This is a genomic window from Shinella granuli, from assembly GCF_004341885.1.
Classification (GTDB): Bacteria; Pseudomonadota; Alphaproteobacteria; order Rhizobiales; family Rhizobiaceae; genus Shinella; species Shinella granuli.
Map to the genome: position 1 here is coordinate 455,591 of NZ_SLVX01000002.1, position 18,476 is coordinate 474,066.

The 18,476-nt window shown below is 65.0% G+C and carries 14 protein-coding genes; 4 read left to right on the top strand and 10 right to left on the bottom strand.

All coding sequences use genetic code 11. From position 1 onward, the window contains the following. Window positions 1–84 precede the first annotated feature (84 nt). Window positions 85–3,582, top strand: a complete 3,498-nt coding sequence (gene dnaE / locus EV665_RS05405) for a DNA polymerase III subunit alpha (protein ID WP_133033338.1) — start codon at window positions 85–87, stop codon at window positions 3,580–3,582. 3 nt (window positions 3,583–3,585) lie between these two features. Here dnaE and EV665_RS05410 read toward each other — a convergent pair whose 3' ends face one another. Next, window positions 3,586–3,984: a RidA family protein gene (locus tag EV665_RS05410; RefSeq protein WP_133033339.1), complete on the bottom strand. Its 399-nt coding sequence runs from the start codon at window positions 3,982–3,984 to the stop codon at window positions 3,586–3,588. A gap of 174 nt (window positions 3,985–4,158) precedes the next feature. Between EV665_RS05410 and EV665_RS05415 the strand changes: the two genes are divergently transcribed. Further along, complete coding sequence (locus EV665_RS05415; protein ID WP_371328603.1) at window positions 4,159–4,731, top strand: TetR/AcrR family transcriptional regulator; 573 nt, start codon at window positions 4,159–4,161, stop codon at window positions 4,729–4,731. 106 nt (window positions 4,732–4,837) lie between these two features. Here EV665_RS05415 and EV665_RS05420 read toward each other — a convergent pair whose 3' ends face one another. The 3 genes from EV665_RS05420 to EV665_RS05430 all read right to left on the bottom strand — a co-directional run bounded on the left by EV665_RS05420 (window position 4,838) and on the right by EV665_RS05430 (window position 8,049). Continuing rightward, window positions 4,838–6,148: a L,D-transpeptidase family protein gene (locus tag EV665_RS05420; protein ID WP_133033340.1), complete on the bottom strand. Its 1,311-nt coding sequence runs from the start codon at window positions 6,146–6,148 to the stop codon at window positions 4,838–4,840. Window positions 6,149–6,279: 131 nt separating this feature from the next. Then, window positions 6,280–7,626 (bottom strand): DNA polymerase IV, encoded by a 1,347-nt coding sequence (locus EV665_RS05425; RefSeq protein ID WP_133033436.1) that lies wholly within the window; start codon window positions 7,624–7,626, stop codon window positions 6,280–6,282. A 123-nt stretch (window positions 7,627–7,749) separates the two neighbouring features. Then, window positions 7,750–8,049 carry a DUF3572 domain-containing protein gene (locus EV665_RS05430; RefSeq protein WP_064329796.1) on the bottom strand — a complete coding sequence of 100 codons (300 nt, stop codon included), beginning with the start codon at window positions 8,047–8,049 and terminating at the stop codon, window positions 7,750–7,752. A gap of 141 nt (window positions 8,050–8,190) precedes the next feature. Between EV665_RS05430 and EV665_RS05435 the strand changes: the two genes are divergently transcribed. Both EV665_RS05435 and EV665_RS05440 read left to right on the top strand, forming a co-directional pair. After that, window positions 8,191–8,562, top strand: coding sequence for a response regulator (locus EV665_RS05435; RefSeq protein ID WP_010065708.1), 372 nt, complete (start codon window positions 8,191–8,193; stop codon window positions 8,560–8,562). A 16-nt stretch (window positions 8,563–8,578) separates the two neighbouring features. After that, entirely contained in the window at window positions 8,579–9,946 is a 1,368-nt protein-coding gene (locus EV665_RS05440; protein ID WP_133033341.1) for a PleD family two-component system response regulator, read from the top strand. Window positions 9,947–10,630: 684 nt separating this feature from the next. Here EV665_RS05440 and rpmG read toward each other — a convergent pair. The 6 genes from rpmG to topA all read right to left on the bottom strand — a co-directional run bounded on the left by rpmG (window position 10,631) and on the right by topA (window position 18,298). Beyond that, entirely contained in the window at window positions 10,631–10,798 is a 168-nt protein-coding gene (rpmG, locus tag EV665_RS05445) for a 50S ribosomal protein L33 (protein ID WP_034795357.1), read from the bottom strand. A 93-nt stretch (window positions 10,799–10,891) separates the two neighbouring features. After that, window positions 10,892–12,076 (bottom strand): MFS transporter, encoded by a 1,185-nt coding sequence (locus tag EV665_RS05450; RefSeq protein WP_064329798.1) that lies wholly within the window; start codon window positions 12,074–12,076, stop codon window positions 10,892–10,894. A gap of 13 nt (window positions 12,077–12,089) precedes the next feature. Further along, window positions 12,090–12,752, bottom strand: a complete 663-nt coding sequence (locus EV665_RS05455; protein WP_133033342.1) for an NUDIX hydrolase — start codon at window positions 12,750–12,752, stop codon at window positions 12,090–12,092. Further along, a complete protein-coding gene (locus EV665_RS05460) occupies window positions 12,749–13,225 on the bottom strand; it encodes a DUF983 domain-containing protein (RefSeq protein WP_064329800.1) in 477 nt (158 codons plus the stop codon). The genes EV665_RS05455 and EV665_RS05460 overlap by 4 nt, the downstream gene beginning before the upstream one ends. A gap of 68 nt (window positions 13,226–13,293) precedes the next feature. Further along, entirely contained in the window at window positions 13,294–15,645 is a 2,352-nt protein-coding gene (rnr, locus tag EV665_RS05465) for a ribonuclease R (protein WP_133033343.1), read from the bottom strand. A 4-nt stretch (window positions 15,646–15,649) separates the two neighbouring features. Next, window positions 15,650–18,298, bottom strand: a complete 2,649-nt coding sequence (gene topA / locus EV665_RS05470; protein WP_133033344.1) for a type I DNA topoisomerase — start codon at window positions 18,296–18,298, stop codon at window positions 15,650–15,652. Between the last annotated feature and the right edge of the window lie 178 nt (window positions 18,299–18,476).

Here is an 18,476-nt window from a genome sequence, read left to right on the forward strand (position 1 = left end):
AAGCGGGTGCAACGCCAAGAACGGTCTGGACGGGAGGGGTGCGAATCCGCTTAAGCTTCCGGCCTTGATCGGAAGGACGATGCCATGGCGGATGCAGCTCAGAAGACGGATGACGGGATAGGCGCGCAGACACCGGAATTCGTGCACCTGCGCGTGCATTCGGCCTTCTCGCTGCTCGAAGGTGCCCTGCCGATCAAGAAGATCATCGGCAAGGCGACCTCCGACCAGCAGCCGGCGATCGCGATCACCGACACGAACAATCTGTTCGCGGCGCTCGAATTCTCGCAGAAGGCGGTCGGCGAGGGGATCCAGCCGCTGATCGGCTGCCAATTGTCGATCGACATGGAAGACGAGGGAGAGGGCGAGCGGCGCGGCGGACAGGCCCAACTCGCGAAGCTGCCGTCGATCGTGCTTCTGGCGGCGACGGATGCCGGTTATGCCCGGCTCGTCGCGCTCGTTAGCCGCGCCTATCTCGGCGGCGAGGGCAACCAGGCGATCCACATCGCCTATAGCTGGCTGGTGGAAGAGGGCACGGAGGGACTGATCGCGCTTTCCGGCGCGAGTGGTGGCCCGGTCGACATGGCCTTCCTGGCCGGCCAGCCGGCAATGGCGCTGGCGCGGCTTCAGGCGCTGAAAAAGGTCTTCGGCGACCGGCTCTATATCGAGCTGCAACGCCATGGCCGCTACGACAGGCAGCACGAGCGGCGCATGGTCGAGCTTGCCTATGCTGAGGACGTGCCGCTGGTCGCGACCAACGAGCCGTTCTTCCCGGCGCCTGATGACTACGATGCCCATGACGCGCTGATGGCGGTGGCGCACAATGCGATGGTGTCGGACGACAACCGCTTCCGCCTGTCGCCGGACCACTATCTCAAGAGCCGCAAGGACATGGCGAAGCTCTTCGCCGACCTGCCGGAGGCGCTGGAGAACACGGTGGAGATCGCGCGGCGCTGCTCCTTCGTGCTGAAGACGCGCGGGCCGATCCTGCCGCGCTTCACCGGCGCGACGGACGATCCGGAGGAGGCGGAGCGGGCGGAGGCCGCGGAGCTGCGCCGGCAATCCGTGGAGGGGCTGGAAAGCCGCATGAAGCTGCTCGGCCTGACGCCGGGCTATACGGAACAGGATTACCGCGAGCGGCTGGATTTCGAGCTCAGCGTCATCGAGCGCATGAAGTTTCCCGGCTATTTCCTGATCGTTGCCGACTTCATCAAATGGGCCAAGCAGCACAACATCCCGGTCGGCCCGGGCCGCGGCTCCGGTGCGGGTTCGCTCGTCGCGTACGCGCTGACCATCACCGACGTCGACCCGCTGCGCTTCTCGCTGCTCTTCGAACGCTTCCTCAATCCCGAACGCGTCTCGATGCCGGACTTCGACATCGACTTCTGCCAGGACCGCCGCGAAGAGGTGATCCGCTACGTGCAGCAGAAATACGGCCGCGAGCAGGTGGCGCAGATCATCACCTTCGGTTCGCTCCAGGCCCGCGCGGCGCTCCGCGACGTCGGGCGCGTGCTCGAAATGCCCTATGGCCAGGTCGACAAGATCTGCAAGCTGGTGCCGAACAACCCGGCCAACCCGACGCCGCTCTACAAGGCGATCGAGGAGGAGCCGAAACTGCAGGAGGAGGCGGAGAAGGAGCCGGTCGTCGCGCGCCTGCTCGATATCGCCCAGAAGATCGAGGGCCTCTACCGCCACGCCTCCACGCACGCCGCCGGCATCGTGATCGGCGACCGGCCGCTCTCGCAGCTCGTGCCGATGTACCGCGATCCGCGTTCCGACATGCCGGTCACCCAGTTCAACATGAAATGGGTCGAGCAGGCCGGCCTCGTCAAGTTCGACTTCCTCGGCCTGAAGACGCTCACCGTGCTGAAGACGGCGGTCGACTTCATCCGCAAGCGGGGCATCGAGGTGAAGCTCGAAAGCCTGCCGCTCGACGACCAGCTCACTTACGAGATGCTGTCGCGCGGCGAGACGGTCGGCGTGTTCCAGGTGGAAAGCGCGGGCATGCGCAAGGCGCTGATCGGCATGCGGCCGGACTGCATCGAGGACATCATCGCGCTGGTGGCGCTCTACCGCCCCGGCCCGATGGAGAACATCCCGGTCTACAATGCCCGCAAGCACGGCGAGGAGGAGATCGAATCGATCCACCCGATGATCGACCATCTCCTCAAGGAGACGCAGGGCGTCATCGTCTACCAGGAACAGGTGATGCAGATCGCCCAGGTCCTGTCCGGCTATTCGCTCGGCGAAGCCGACCTCCTGCGCCGCGCCATGGGCAAGAAGATCAAGGAGGAGATGGACAAGCAGCGCGCCCGCTTCGTCGACGGCGCCGTCAGGAACGGCGTGTCGAAGCCGCAGTCCGACCTGATCTTCGATCTGCTCGCCAAGTTCGCGAACTACGGCTTCAACAAGTCGCACGCCGCCGCCTACGCCATCGTCTCCTACCAGACGGCCTATCTGAAGGCGCATTACCCGGTCGAGTTCCTCGCCGCGTCGATGACCTACGATATGTCCAACACCGACAAGCTGAACGATTTCCGGCAGGATGCCGGACGGCTCGGCATCGATGTCATCCCGCCCTCGGTGCAGACCTCGTTCGCCCATTTCGAGACGGGCGAGAACCGCATCTACTATGCGCTTGCCGCCATCAAGGGCGTCGGCGGGGCTGCGGTGCAGCATATCGTCGACGTGCGCGGCACGGCGCCGTTCAGGAGCCTGGAAGATTTCTGCGCGCGCATCGATCCGAAATTCGTCAACCGCCGCGTCTTCGAGAGCCTGATCGTCGCCGGCGCCTTCGATTGCTTCGGCCATGACCGCGCCGCGATGATCGCCGGCCTCGACCGGCTGCTCGGCGCCGCCCAGCGCGCGCAGGAGAACAAGACGAGCGGCCAGGGCGACATCTTCGGCATGGGCGCGGCGACGGGGCCGGAGGTCATCACGCTCCCCGCCTACACGCCCTGGCTCGCCTCGGAAAAGCTGCACCGCGAGTTCCAGGTGCTCGGCTTCTACCTGTCGGCCCACCCGCTCGACACCTATGCGCCGATCCTCTCCAAGATGCGCGTGCAGACCTTCGGCGATTTTTCCGCCGCGGTGAAGCGCGGTGCGACTGCCGGCCGCCTCGCCGGCACGGTGACCTCCAAGCAGGAGCGCAAGACGCGCACCGGCAACAAGATGGGCATCGTCGCCTTTTCCGATTCGTCCGGCCAGTTCGAGGCGGTGCTGTTCTCCGAAATGCTGAACCAGTATCGCGACCTGCTGGAGCCCGGAAAATCGCTGGTCATGACGGTGCAGGCGGAAGAGCGCCCGGAGGGCATCGGCCTGCGCATCCAGACGCTCCGCTCGCTCGAGGAGGAATCGCTGCAGACCCAGAAGGCGCTGCGCGTCTATGTGCGCGACAGCGGCCCGCTGCGCTCCATCGCCGCCCATCTCAACACCAAGGGCGACGGCCTCGTCTCCTTCATCGTGATCAAGGACAACGGCCAGCGGGAAATCGAGGTGGAACTCGGCGAGCGCTTCCGCATCTCCTCCGAAATCGCCGCCGCCATGCGCTCCACGCCGGGCGTGCTGGACGTGGAGCTGGTCTGAGGCTTATGCGGCCGCCGGCACGCGGGCGACGACCTTGATCTCGAAGTCGAAACCGGCGAGCCAGTTGACGCCGATCGCGGTCCAGTTCGGATAGGGGCGCGTGTCGAAGATTTCCTGCTTGACGGCCAGGATCGTGCCGAACTGGTTTTCGGGATCGGTGTGGAAGGACGTCACGTCGATGATGTCGTCGAAGGTGCAGCCCGCTGCCGCGAGCGTCGCTTTGAGATTCTGGAAGGCGAGGCGCACCTGCTGCTCGAAATCGGGCTCCGGCGTGCCGTCGGCACGGCTGCCGACCTGGCCGGAGACGAACACGAGGTCACCGGATTTGATCGCGGCCGAATAGCCGTGCTCGTCGTAGAGGGCGTGTCTGTCCGCCGGAAAAATCGCTTCGCGCTGGGTCATGGCTGATCTCTCTTTCAAGGGTGGAAGGGGCCGGGGAGGCCAGGATGCTTCACAACGATCATGATTTAATATACGTTGCGTATATGAAATTGGGTGTGCGAAGCCGTGATGTCAAGTTCATATACGTCCCGTATATGAAAAAATGAGGATGAAAGCGTGAATCGACGCATCGCGATGATGGAGGAAAACCGGATCAAGCTGATCGGCGCGGCGCGCAAGGCCTTCGGCAGGAAGGGATACGCGGCCGCCTCCATGGACGACCTGACCGCCGATGTGGGGCTGACGCGCGGCGCGCTCTACAATATTTTTGGCGACAAGCGCGGTCTTCTCGCGGCGGTCGTGCATCAGATCGACACGGAGATGGCCGTGCGCGCCAAGCAGATCGGCGCTTGCGCCGGAGACGATTGGAACGGCCTCCTGGCGGAAGGGGCGGCCTATATCGAAATGTCCCTCGACCCCGAGGTGCAGCGCATCGTCCTGCTCGATGGACCCGCCGTGCTGGGAGACCCCTCGCAATGGCCGAGCCAGAGCAACTGCCTGCAGGTCACGCAGGCGAAGGTGGAACGGCTCATTGCCGAAGGAATGCTCAAGCAGGTGGATGCCGAGGCCGCCGCCCGGCTCCTCAGCAGCATGGCGTTCAACGCTGCGCTCTGGATCGCGGCGAGCGACGATCCGAAGGGCGTCTTGCCGAAGGCGATCGAGGTGTTCCAGGCGCTTGCGACGGGCCTCCTCGCCCGGCCGGCCTGACGGGGCGTGCGCGATTTCTGCTGCGGTGTTTCGGCAAGGGACGCAACGAAACGGGCCGCCGCGCCGGAAGCGCGGGCGGCCCTGATGTCATGTCAAACGTCTCCCGTCAGTTGACGACGGAGACCGACGACGTCTTCTTCTTTGACTTCTTGCCGCCCTGCACGATCCCGGCATCCGCCTTCTGCACCTTGCGCGTCACGGTGATGAAGTCCGTGCCGTTGCCGGTCTCCGGGCCAAGGCCGGTGTCGGAGATGGAAAGGGAGGCGCCTTCGCCCAGCAGGCCGGAAATGCGCAGGCGCATGTCCTCCGGGATATCGAGGCGGTCGAGGGTCCTCGTGAGCGCGTCGGGGGCGGCGGCATCGGCTTCGACGGTGATGCCGAGACGCTTCATCGTCGCCTGCGAGAGCTGGTTGTCCATGCTCACGCCGTACCATTCCGCCTTGCCCTTGTCGGCATCGACCTCGCGGGCGAGCAGGAAATGCGTGCCGAGGGCGATCTCCGGGTTGCGGATGGTGATCGGCATTTCGAGCACGGGCTTGAACTTCTGCCGAACGAGGATCTGCCCGTTCGGCGGCACGCCCTTGCCGGCCTTGGCATAGACGGCGGCGATAAGCTCCGGCGAGATCATGCCATCCTCCGTCAGGCCTTCGGCGTGCTGGAAGGCGCGGATGGCGGTCACGGTCTGCTTGCCGTGCAGGCCGTCCGGGATGCCGGCGTCATGGCCGAGCGCGGTCAGCAGGGTCTGCAGGTCGATCAGCATCTCGCGCTCGCCGCGGCGGGTGATGAGGATGCGGATCGGGTCCTGCTCGGTCTTCTGCACGACGGGCGGAACGATCTCCGGCTTGGGATCGGTCATCGCCACTTCGACGCTCCTGTCGCCGGCCTCGATCAGGGCGGGACGCAGGCCCGCATCCGACAAGAGCGGCGTATCCGGCACGACGACGACAGGCTTGAACAGCGCGGCATGCACGATGTGCTGCGGGGCGATCTCGCGGTCGGTGATGAGGACGTGGCCGCCGCGTCGCGTCGTGCCGAACAGGCGTTTTGCAAAATCGTTCGGCAGGCGCACGCAGCCGTGCGAGGCAGGGTAGGAGGGCACGCTGTTGGAGGCGTGCAGCGCGATGCCTGACCAGGTCAGCCGTTGCATGAAGGGCATCGGTGCGCTGTCATAGAGATTGGAAAAATGCGTGCGTTTCTTCTCGAGGATCGAGAAGATGCCGGTCGGCGTCGAATGCCCCGCCTTGCCGGTGGAGACGCGCGAGGTGGCAACCACCACGCCGCCATCATAGACCTTCAATTCCTGCAGGTCCTTCGACACCATGATCTGAAGTGGACCTTCGAGCGTGCCGCCGAGCGCCGTGGCGCAGCTCAGCATCAGGCCCACTATGCTCATGCCGGTAACGAGGCGAAACGTCATGTGACCCATCCGTACGCAATACAAACCGGCGAGAAGCGTAGTGCATCCGGTTTAAGGAAGGCTTGATGCACGCAGACGATCCCCCGATCCGTGCCATCCCGATGCAGTCAAGAACGCCGGCCTGCCGGGATTTATTCGGAAGGACCGTCGATTTTCCCGGCGGTCTTGAATGTCAACTTTTCGTGAAAACGCGCGGGGCCGGATTTGCCGAACGTGTAACCGGTCTCCACGCTCGCCTTGCCGAACTTGTCGCGCAGTGTGTTCATCGCCGCCTCCGCCGCGGCGCGGCGGGCGGCGGCGGGATCGACGAGATCCGGCGGGTCGGCGCGGCCGGGATCGGCAAGGTCGCTGACGCCGATCCCGATCAGCCGGTACTTGGTGCCGTCCACCTCCTTGCGCAGGAGTTCCATGCCGGTGCGGAAGATGCGGTCGGCCAGCATGGTCGGGTCTTCGAGCTTGCGGTTGCGCGTGCGGCCCTTGAAATCGGCCGTCTTCAGCTTGAGCACGACCGTGTGGCCGGCAATGCCCGACTTGCGCAGGCGCGTGGCCACCTTCTCGCTGAGGCGGCGCAGGTGCGCCACCAGTTCGTCATAGCTTGAAATGTCGTCGAAGAAGGTGGTTTCGGCCGAGACGCTCTTGGCCGGGTCGTTGGGCTGCACCTCGCGGTCGTCCTGCCCGCGCGAAAGGTTGAAGAGCCGCTTGCCCATCACGCCGTAGCGGCGCATCAGGTCGGTTTCCTCCATGGTCTGGAGCTGGCCGACGGTGCGGATGCCGTCGCGCTCCAGCGTCTCGGCAAAGGCCTTGCCGACGCCCCAGATAAGGCGCACCGGCTTGTCGCGCAGGAAGCCGAGCGCCTCGGCTTCGCCGATGATGGAAAAGCCGCGCGGCTTGTTGAGGTCCGAGGCCACCTTGGCGAGGAACTTGCAATAGGAAAGGCCGATCGAGATGGTGATGCCGACCTCCTTCTCGACGCGCTGGGCGAAGCGGGCCAGCACGCGGGCGGGCGGATCGTGGTGCAGGCGCTCCGTGCCCTTCAGTTCCAGGAAGGCTTCGTCGATGGAAAGCGGCTGCACCAGCGGCGTCAGCTCCTGCATCATCGTGCGCACCTGGCGGCCCACGGCGACGTATTTCTCCATGTTCGGACTGATGACGACCGCGTTGGGGCAGGCCTCCAGCGCCTTGAACATCGGCATGGCCGAGCGCACGCCGTGAATGCGCGCGACATAGCAGGCGGTGGAAACGACGCCGCGCTTTCCGCCGCCGATGATGACCGGCTTGTCGGCGAGATCAGGATTGTCGCGCTTCTCGATCGCGGCATAGAAGGCGTCGCAGTCGATATGGGCGAGTGTCAGGCCGTAGAGCTCGTCGTGATAGACGAGGCGGGGGCTGCCACAGGCGCGGCAACGGCGCAGGTTGGCCGCCTGCCCGGCAAGGCAGTCGCGGCAGAAGCCCGGAAAACGCGTGTCGGCGATGCTCATCATATGGAACAAATATTGAACATCGCGACATTACTGCTTAAGTTCACGAGTCTCAATAGTCGCGGGAGGTGATTGCATGACGACGCACAGGCAGGCGCGCGGCGATCCTCGCGAATCGTCCGTTCAGAAATCGTCGCTGCCATACGGCCCGGAGAGGATGGCATGGGCGCGCACCACCGCCTCCGGCGTGACGCCCGTCGCCGCGCTGAAGGCGAGAAGCGTCGGCTCGTGGTCCATCAGGAAGCCGACGACGCCGGCGAGGAAGCCGGGATCGTCGACGGCATTGCGCACCTCGGTGGGCGCGACGCCGGTGAGCGAGAGGAAACGCGAGAGCAATTCCGGTTCGCCGGCAAGCCAGCCGAGGATGGCGACGGCGGTCGCTTCCGCATCGGCGACCGCGGGTGTATCTTTTTGGCTTTTCATCGTTTTCCCTCGGGAAATTTACCTTTTAATCAACCAAATCGCGCTAACGTTGCTGCGGACAGGCTGGGTGATTTCGGCTTTGCCGCAACTTATCGATCCCCCGGAAGGTTGCAAGGCCGGCGAGAGGAACAGGGACGCACGATGCCCAAGCAGGTGATGATTGTCGAGGACAACGAGCTCAACATGAAGCTCTTCCGGGATCTCATCGAGGCGTCCGGCTATACGACCATCCAGACAAGGAATGGTATGGAAGCCCTTGATCTCGCCCGCAAATATCGGCCGGACCTGATCCTGATGGACATCCAGCTTCCCGAGGTCTCGGGCCTCGAGGTCACCAAGTGGCTGAAGGAGGACGACGAGCTTCATGTCATCCCGGTGATCGCGGTGACGGCCTTCGCGATGAAGGGCGACGAGGAGCGAATCCGCCAGGGCGGCTGCGAGGCCTATGTCTCCAAGCCGATCTCCGTTCCGAAATTCATCGAGACCATAAAAACCTATCTCGGCGACGCATGAGGCGAAGGTCAGGGCCATGACAGCACGCATTCTCGTCGTCGACGACATTCCGGCCAATGTGAAGCTGCTCGAGGCGCGGCTGCTTGCGGAATATTTCGACGTGCTGACGGCCGAGAACGGCTATGATGCGCTCGCCATGTGCGAGCGCACCCAGGTCGACCTGATCCTGCTCGACATCATGATGCCCGGCATTGATGGGTTCGAGGTCTGCGAGCGGCTGAAGGCCAATCCGCGCACGGCCCATATCCCGGTCGTGATGGTGACGGCGCTCGACCAGCCCTCCGACCGCGTGCGCGGCCTCAAGGCCGGCGCCGACGATTTTCTCACCAAGCCGGTCAACGACCTGCAGCTCATGTCGCGGGTGAAGAGCCTCGTGCGGCTGAAGACGCTGACGGACGAGCTGCGCATGCGCGCGGCCACCGCCCGCGCCATTTCCCTGGAGGAGGGGCTGGACGGCACGCTCGGCGACGAGCCGGGCGATATCCTCCTCGTCGATGGCCGCGCCAGCTCGCAGGAGCGCATCATCCGCGCGCTGAAGCCGATCGCCGAGGTCACCTCCATGTCGGACCCGCAGGCCGCGCTCTTCCAGGCGGCCGAGAGCAATTTCGAGCTGGTGATCGTCAACGCCAATTTCGACGACTACGATCCGCTGCGCCTGTGTTCGCAACTCCGTTCGCTGGAGCGCACGCGCTTCCTGCCGATCCTGCTGATCGCCGAGCAGGGCGACGACGACATGGTGGTGCGCGCGCTCGATCTCGGCGTGACGGACTACCTGATGCGGCCGGTCGACCCGAACGAGCTGATTGCCCGCAGCCTGACCCAGATCCGCCGCAAGCGCTGCAACGACCGCCTGCGCGCCAGCGTGCGCCAGACGATCGAGCTGGCCGTGACGGACGGCCTGACGGGGCTGCACAACCGCCGCTACCTCGACAACCACATGAAGCTCCTGATCGACCGCGCCACGGCGCGCGGCCGGCCGCTGTCGGTCTGCATTACCGACATAGACCGTTTCAAGCTGGTCAACGATACCCATGGCCACGATGCCGGCGATGCCGTGCTGCGTGAATTCGCCAACCGCGTGCGCGCGGCCGTGCGCGGTGCCGATCTCGCCTGCCGTTACGGTGGGGAGGAGTTCGTCCTGGTCATGCCGGATACCTCGGCCGAGATGGCGGCAGGCGTGGCGGAACGCCTTCGCGCGATCGTCGAGCGCGAGCCGTTCCGCGTGCCCGGCACGGATGTCTTCCTGCCCGTCACCGCTTCGCTCGGCCTTGCCAGCATGCTGCCGGCAGGGGACAGTCCGGACGCGCTGCTGAAGCGCGCCGACACGGCGCTCTACGAGGCGAAGCGTTCGGGCCGCAACCGCGTGGTGGCTGCCGCCGCCTGAGTCGGCCGGCTGGTGATGAAATTGTCCACAGGCCGGATTTTATTTTGGGCATTTGCCTCGAAAATCGGGCATTTGCTCCCGGTTGTCTGCCGACCTCAGACACGGGTCTGAACAGCCCCTAGAATTGGGGCATGTGGTGAAATCTGGCTATAAATCATACTATTCAGGTTTAGCAAACCTTATCAACAGGTTGTGTTGCGCGCGATCTATCGGAGTGCCGACGGGGGAATTTGCCACGGTTGTAGGGTGCTCGCGCAGCAGTTGAGAGGTTGTGAAGCGGGCATTGTTGTGATCCATAACGGAACCGCCGCTCAATGGCACAACTGTCCCTGCCGCGGTTAACTATGAGACAAGGCGGCGGCGGGCGAGCGTTAAGAATTCGTTGATTTTTTTTCTTTTTCGGGCGATGCTCAACTCATGGGCGGCAAACAAGCCCGCACAACCGGTTACCCCATGATGCTAGGTCCGCCGCATCTCCTGGGTCGTGGGGTCGGTCGGTCAGCTACGACAAATACGGAATCCTCGTGCCGTCGTCGTGTCTGGCCGACCCCCGTTCAACGCCGCTCCCTTCCAGGGAGCGGCGTTTTTGATTCGGGGTGCGTCAGGCCGCAGGTTGTCCGGCCAAAGGAAAAGGCGCCGGACGTTTCCGTCCAGCGCCTTTGCGAACCGAAGTGGCTCCCAAGATTACTTGATCTTGGTTTCCTTGAATTCGACGTGCTTCTTGACGACCGGGTCATACTTCGTCTTGGTCATCTTTTCCGTCATCGTACGGCTGTTCTTCGTGGTCACGTAGAAGAAACCGGTGTCGGCCGTCGACAGCAGCTTGATCTTGATGGTGGTAGCCTTGGCCATGGTCGTCCTGCCTTTATGAAAAACGAAGCCGCGGACAGCCAGTCTGCTCCACGGCTTAAATCTGGGCGGAAACTACAAATCGCGCCCGAAAAGTCAACCCCGTTTCGGCCGGAAAACCATCCTGGCGAGAGAAAGTACGAGGTAAAACCCGAAGAAGGCGACGATCGCCCAGGCAAAACCGTCATTGCCGGAAACGTCCATCGCCGCGCCGATCGCCTGCGGACCGACGACGGTGCCGACGGCATAGCAGAAGATGAAGGCGGCGTTCGCCGCCGCAAGATCCGCGCCGACGAGGCGCGAGCCGAGATGGCTGAGGCCGACCGTATAGAGACCGGCGACGCAGCCGCCCCACAGGAGCAGCACGGTCGCCATCAGCACCCAGCTATGCGAGATGAGCGGCAGGCAGAAGGCGCCGACGAGGCCGATGACGGCCATGATCGTCAGCAGGCGCCTGCGGTCCTTCATGCGGTCGGAGAGCATGCCGAGCGGGATCTGGAACGCCATGTTGCCGATGCCCATGACGGTGAGCAGCAGGGCCGCCTGCGGCTCGCTGAAGCCGGCCCGCGTCGCATAGATCGGAAAGAGCGAGAGGCCGCCGACTTCCACCGCGCCGAAGATGAAGACCGCCGCCGTCGCCGTCGGCACGAGAAGGATGTAGCGCATGAAATGCAGCTCCGGCTTCTCGTCGATATCGGGGCTTTCGCCGCGGGCGATGAAGATGGGAACGGCGGCCAGGAGGATGATGGCGGCGCCCACCGCGAAGGGCAGCACGCCGTCGCTGCCGAGCAGCGAGAAGAGCAGGGGACCGGTGGCGAAGCCGAGCGAGAGGACCGTGGCGTAGATGCCGAGCACCAGGCCGCGCCGCCGGGGCGGGGCGGCGGCGTTGATCCAGAATTCGGAGAGGATGAACAGCGTGGTGATCGCGCCATGGAAGACGAGGCGGAGGGGGAACCACAGCAGGAAATTCTGGATGTAGTAGAAGCCGAGACCGCTGACGGCCGCCAGCAGGATGGCGGCGAGCATGGTCGTCGAGGTGCCCCAGGCATGGGCAAGGCGCGTGGTGAAGGGCGCGGCAACCATGGCGGCGAGGCCGGCCATGGCGGAATTGATGCCGATCATCGTGGAGGAAATGCCGCGCTTCTCCATGATGATGGAGAGCAGCGGAAGGCCGAGGCCGATGGCGATGCCGACGGCGGAAATGGCGGCGACGGCTGCAATGAGGGATCGCCAGTGGATGCTCTCCACCGGGCCGGAGGTGCCGGATTGCGGCTGCGTCATATGCGATCGGTCCTCAAAGAAGGTCCCGAAGGAAGCGCCCGCGCCGGGTGTGGTACAGCGGTGCGGCTCTTCCGAAGGGCAGAGACTTGTCTTCCTGAAGGCTTTTTTGAAGCTCTTCAAGGATCAATACGGTTATGTCGGGCATCTCGATGCCCCCGCGATCAAAAATATCCACCCAGCGCACATCTTCCAGTTCATGGCTCGCCGTCGCGCCGGCGGGGTCGATGCCCGCCTCGTCGGCAAAGAGCGTGAAGAAGCGCGTGTCGAACCGCCGGACCATGCCGGCCGGCGTGATGGCGCGGGCAAGGAAACGCAGGTTCGAGAGGTCGGGACGGAAGGGCAGGACGTTCTGCGCCGCGGCATCGAGCGGCGCGCCGACGGAAATGCCGGCTTCCTCGTAGAGTTCCCGCAGCGCCGCGACGCCGAGCGCGCGCAGGCGCGAATCGGAACAGCGCGTGCCGCTGCGCAGCGCCAGCCGCTCGCAGGCCAGCGGGTTCAACGGATTGGAGACGGGAACGAGGCGGTCCGCCGCATCGCGCCGGCCGCCGGGAAAGACATAGACATCAGGCATGAAGACATGCCTGCTGCTGCGCCGGCCGACGAGCACTCGCATGCGCTCGCCCGACCGGTCGAGAAGCAGGATCGAGGCCGCATCGACAGGTCGGACGGGTGTCATGCCGTCCGGTCGCCGTAGGCGGCGGTCGTTTCCGCTTCCGTCTCTTCCGGCTTGTCGCCGAAGCCGTGCATCTTCAACGCCCATTGCAGGCCGATGGCGCCGCCCTTGATGGGCTGGAGCAGAAGAAGCGACAGGATGACGGTGATCGGCGCCCAGATGGCGAGATGCTGCCAGGTGGTGAGCGGCCAGACAAGGTCCGTCGCCATGTAGCCGCCGAGCACGACATGGCCGACGATGGTGATGACGAGATAGGGCGGCAGGTCGTCGGCGCGCTGGGGCGTATAGTCCTCGCCGCAGGCCGCGCAGTTTTCCACGGGCTTGACGAAGGACTTGAACAGGCGGCCGGAGCCGCAGGCGGGGCAGCGGTTCAGCATGCCGCGCTTGATGGCGCGGCCGAGCGGGCGCTCCGCCGGCCGGGCGGCCGGGCTGTCGCCGAAATGCTGCGTGCTGCCGGTGGTCTCGTTCGCCTGCATGTCCTGTCCTTCCCGCCGGTGCCGGGCACCGGCCATCTGTCTTCGCGCGGGGGCGGGCGCGATACCGTTCAGCGTCTGCCGCGGGGCGGGCGCGTGCCCGGCTGGTGACGCGGCGCGCTGCCCCTGCGCCGGCCCGACTTGTGGAAGGAGCGCACCGCCGTCGGCATCTTGCGTCCCTCGCTGATCATGTCGAACCGGAGCGAACCGGCCAGCGGCACCGCTTCTGCGAGTTTGACACGCACCGCATCGCCGAGGCGATAGCCGAGCCCGGTCTTTTCGCCGGACAGCGCCTGATGCGCCTCGTCATAGATGTAGTAGTCGCGTCCGAGCATAGATATAGGCACGAAACCATCGGCACCATACTCCGGCAGGGTGACAAAAAGTCCCGCCTTGGTCACGCCGGAAACGCGCCCGTCGAACTCCTCGCCGATGCGTCCGGCCAGGTGATGGGCAATCAGCCGGTCGACCGTGTCGCGCTCGGCCGCCATGGCGCGGCGCTCGAAGGTCGAGATCTCGGCCGCGATATCGTCGAGCGTGGCTTCCTCGTCCGGCGTGATGCCGCCTTCGCCAAGCCCGAGCGAGCCCACCAGCGCCCGGTGCACGATGAGGTCCGCATAGCGGCGGATCGGCGAGGTGAAATGGGCGTATTTCATGAGGTTCAGGCCGAAATGGCCGATATTGTCCGGACTGTAGATCGCCTGGCTCTGCGAGCGCAGCACCATCTCGCTCACCATCTGCTCGAACGGCTTGTCCTTGGCCTTCGCAAGCACGCCGTTGAAATGGTTGGAGCGCATGTTGCCGCCCTTGACCAGCGAGATGTCGAGCGTCTGCAGGAACTCGCGCAGCACCTCCTGCTTGGCGAGCGAGGGCGCGTCGTGCACGCGGTAGACCAGGACCTGCCTCTTCTTCTCCAGCGTCTCGGCGGCCGCGACGTTGGCCTGGATCATCATCTCCTCGATGAGCTTGTGCGCATCGAGCCGCGGCGGCACGAAGACCCGGTCGACGGTGCCGTCCTCCTTCAGGAGGATCTTGCGTTCCGGCATGTCGAGTTCGAGCGGCTGGCGACGGTTCCGGCCGACCGTCATGATGCGGTAGGCGTTCCACAGCGGCTTGAGGATCGTCTCCAGGATCGGTCCGGTCTTGTCGTCGGGCGCGCCGTCTATTGCCGCCTGGGCCTGCTGGTAGGAGAGCTTTGCCGCGCTCTTCATCATGATGCGATGGAAGGTGTGGCTTGCCTTGCGGCCTTCATGCGAGAAGGCCATGCGCACCGCGAGCGCCGGTCGGTCGACGCCTTCCTTCAGCGAGCAGAGGTCGTTGGAGATGCGTTCCGGCAGCATGGGCACGACGCGGTCCGGGAAATAGACCGAGTTGCCGCGCTTCAGCGCCTCGCGGTCGAGCGCGGATTTCGGCCGCACGTAATAGCTGACATCGGCGATGGCGACGGTGACAATCACGCCGCCGGGATTGTCGGGAGAGGGGTCGGGCTCGGCGAAGACGGCGTCGTCATGGTCCTTGGCGTCGGCCGGGTCGATGGTGATGAGCGGCAGGCTGCGCCAGTCCTCGCGGTGTGCCATGGTCGCAGGCCCTGCGGCTTCCGCTTCGCGGATCACCGCGTCGGGGAAGATATAGGGGATGCCGTGGGAATGGATGGCGATCATCGAGATCGCCTTTTCCGAGGCGACCGAGCCGATCACGCCCTTGATCTGCGCGCGCGGCAGGCCGTAGCGGCCCATGCGCACGACATCGATCTCCACGAGGTCGCCGTCCGTGGCGCCCGCCGTGAACTCCGCATCGACCTCCATCTCCTCGCCGCGCCGGTCGATCGGCATGATGCGCCCGCCGCCGCCCGCCATGGCGCGAAACACGCCCATGCCGGAATTCTTCTTCTTGTCGAGCACCTTGATGACCCGCCCGGTATAGGCCGGCCCGCCGCGTTCCTTCGCCGGGAAGATCTTCGCCAGCACCCGGTCGCCGAGCCCGGCGACGGGAGCCTTGTCCTTGCGCAGGCCGGCCGACTGGCGGATCAGCACGGCGGGCGCGACGCCCGCATCGTCGAGCCATTCGGCCGGGCGGCCGATCAGTTCGCCGTCGATATCGCGCGTCGTGATATCGAGAACGGTGACGGGGGGGAGGGCTCCGGGGCGGACCAGCGACTTGCGGCGCTTTTCCAGTAACCCGTCCTCCTCGAAGGATTTCAGCAGCGCCTTCAGCTCGACACGCGCTTCGCCCTTCAGGCCGAAGGCCTTGGCGATCTCGCGCTTCGAGGCCTGTTCCGGATTGTCGGCGATGAAGCGCAGCAGCACGTCGCGCGGCGGGATGACGCCGTGGATGATCGGGATATTGTCTATCGGCGGCACGTCACGGCCCGCGCGGCCGGGCCGCGTGGATCGTCCTGCCCGGCTGCGTGGTTCTCTCGTCATGCCGTCAGGCCTTCTTTGCCTTGGTTGCGGTCTTGGCCTTGGGCGCTGCCTTCGGCTTTGCGGCCTTGGCATCGTCGGACTTCGCCGCCTTGGTGGTCTTCGTCGCCTTGGCCTTGCCCTTGGCGGGCGTCTTGCCGGCCTTGTCGGCGATCAGCACGAGCGCCTCCTCCAGCGTGACGCTGTCGGCGGCCTTGCCCTTGGGCAATGTTGCGTTGACCTTGCCCCAGTTGACATAGGGGCCGTACTTGCCGTCGCGCACCGTGATGGGGCCGCCGTCCGGATGGTCGCCGAGCGTCTTCAGTGCGGCGGGCGTGCCCCGCGCGCGGCCGCCGGGACCCTTCGCCTGCTTGTCGGCGATCACGGCAACGGCGCGGTTGAGGCCGATCGAGAAGACGTCCTCGACGCTTTCGAGATTGGCATAGCCGCCGTCATGCAGCAGGAACGGGCCGTAGCGGCCGATGCCAGCGGAGATCATCTTGCCGGTTTCCGGGTGCTGGCCGATGTCGCGCGGCAGCGAGAGCAGGGCGAGCGCCTTCTCGTGGTCGATGCTTGCCGGCGTCCAGCCCTTCGGCAGGCTGGCGCGCTTGGCTTCCTTGCCGTCGCCGCGCTGCACATAGGGCCCGAAGCGGCCGGTGCGCAGCGTGATCTCCTCGCCGGTATGCGGGTCCTTGCCGAGGTTCTGCGGCTCGTTGGAGCCATTCGCCTCCGCATCCGAGCCATTGTCGGCGGAAAGCTGGCGGGTGTAGTTGCAGTCCGGATAGTTCGAGCAGCCGACGAAGGCGCCGAACTTGCCGAGCTTCAGCGAAAGCTTGCCGGTACCGCAGACCTGGCAGATGCGCGGGTCGCTGCCATCCTCGCGCTTGGGGAAGACGAGCGGGGCCAGTTCCTCGTTCAGCGCGTCGAGCACGTTGGTGACGCGCAGTTCCTTGGTGTCCTCGATCTGCGCGAAAAAATCCTTCCAGAAATCGCGGAGGACCTGCTTCCAGTCGAGCTCGCCGGCCGAGATCTTGTCGAGCTTTTCTTCCAGATCCGCCGTGAAATCGTATTCGACATAGCGGGTGAAGAAGCTTTCGAGGAAGGCCGTGACGAGGCGGCCCTTGGCTTCCGGGATCAGCTTGCGCTTGTCGATGATGATGTATTCGCGGTCGCGCAGCGTGGCGAGCGTCGCGGCATAGGTCGACGGGCGGCCGATGCCGAGCTCTTCCATCTTCTTGATCAGCGAGGCTTCGGAATAACGCGGCGGCGGCTCGGTGAAGTGCTGGCTGGCATTCACCTTCTGCTTGGCGAGCTTTTCCTGCGCGTTGATTTCGGGCAGGCGGCCGTCGTCGTCCCCGTCGTCCGGTTGCTCGCCGTCTTCCTTCTGGTCGGTATAGGCGGCGATGAAGCCGTCGAAGCGGATGACCGAGCCGGTGGCGCGCAGGCCCGCCTTGCGCCCGCCATTGTCCGCCTCGATCTCGACCGTCGTGCGCTCGATTTCGGCCGAGGCCATCTGGCTGGCGATGCCGCGCTTCCAGACGAGATCGTAGAGCTTAAGCTGGTCCGGATCGAGATAGCGCTTCACCTGGTCGGGCGTGCGGTCGAAGGAGGTCGGGCGGATCGCCTCGTGGGCCTCCTGCGCGTTCTTCGCCTTGGTGGAGTAGAGGCGGGGTTTTTCGGGCACGTAGCGCGCGCCGAACTGTTCGGCGACGGCGCGGCGTGCGGCGTCGATCGCCTCCGGCGCCATCTGCACGCCGTCGGTACGCATATAGGTGATGAGACCGACCGTCTCGCCGCCGATGTCGATGCCCTCATAGAGCTTCTGCGCCACCTGCATGGTACGCGATGCCGAGAAGCCGAGCTTGGAGGAGGCGGCCTGCTGCAGGGTCGAGGTGGTGAAGGGCGGTGCCGGGTTGCGCTTGGTGGGCTTGGCCTCGACGCTCTCGACGCGATAGGTCGCGCCGTCGAGCAGCGTCTTGAGGCGGTTCGCCTCCTCGCCATTGCCGATCGACCGCGCCTGCAGGCGTTTGCCTTCTGCCGAGACGAGGCGCGCCTCGAACTCGTCGCCGCGCGGCGTCTTCAAGAGGGCGGAGAGGTTCCAGTATTCTTCCGAGACGAAACGCTCGATTTCCGCTTCCCGGTCGCAGACGAGGCGGAGCGCCACCGACTGCACGCGGCCGGCCGAGCGGGCGCCCGGCAGCTTGCGCCAGAGAACCGGCGAGAGATTGAAACCGACGAGATAGTCGAGCGCGCGGCGGGCGAGATAGGCGTCGACCAGCGCGATATCGATGTCGCGCGGGTTGCGCATGGCATCGAGCACGGCCGCCTTGGTGATGGCGTTGAAGACGACGCGCTTGACCGGCTTGTCGCCGATGACGCGCTTCTTCTTCAGGACGTCCAGCACGTGCCAGGAGATGGCTTCCCCTTCGCGATCCGGGTCGGTCGCAAGAATGAGGCCGTCGGAGGATTTCACGGCGTCGGCGATATCCTTCATGCGCTTGGCCGAAGCGCTGTCGACTTCCCAGGACATTTCGAAATCCTCGTCCGGGCGCACGGAGCCGTCCTTGGCGGGCAGGTCGCGCACATGGCCGAAGGAGGCAAGCACCTTGTAGCCGGGGCCGAGATACTTGTTGATCGTCTTGGCCTTGGCAGGCGATTCCACAACTACAACATTCATCGTCATTTCTCTGATACCGGACGCCGCGCCCTGGGATGCGCGGCAAAACGGGCGCCTTGCGCCGGAAAGTCGTGTCTCGACATGAACAGACAAAGCGTTCCGGTCAAGAGGCAGGGGTGAAATTAGTGGGATGCAACGAGATACAACCATTGCGAGATTAATCAGAGATTGCAATTAT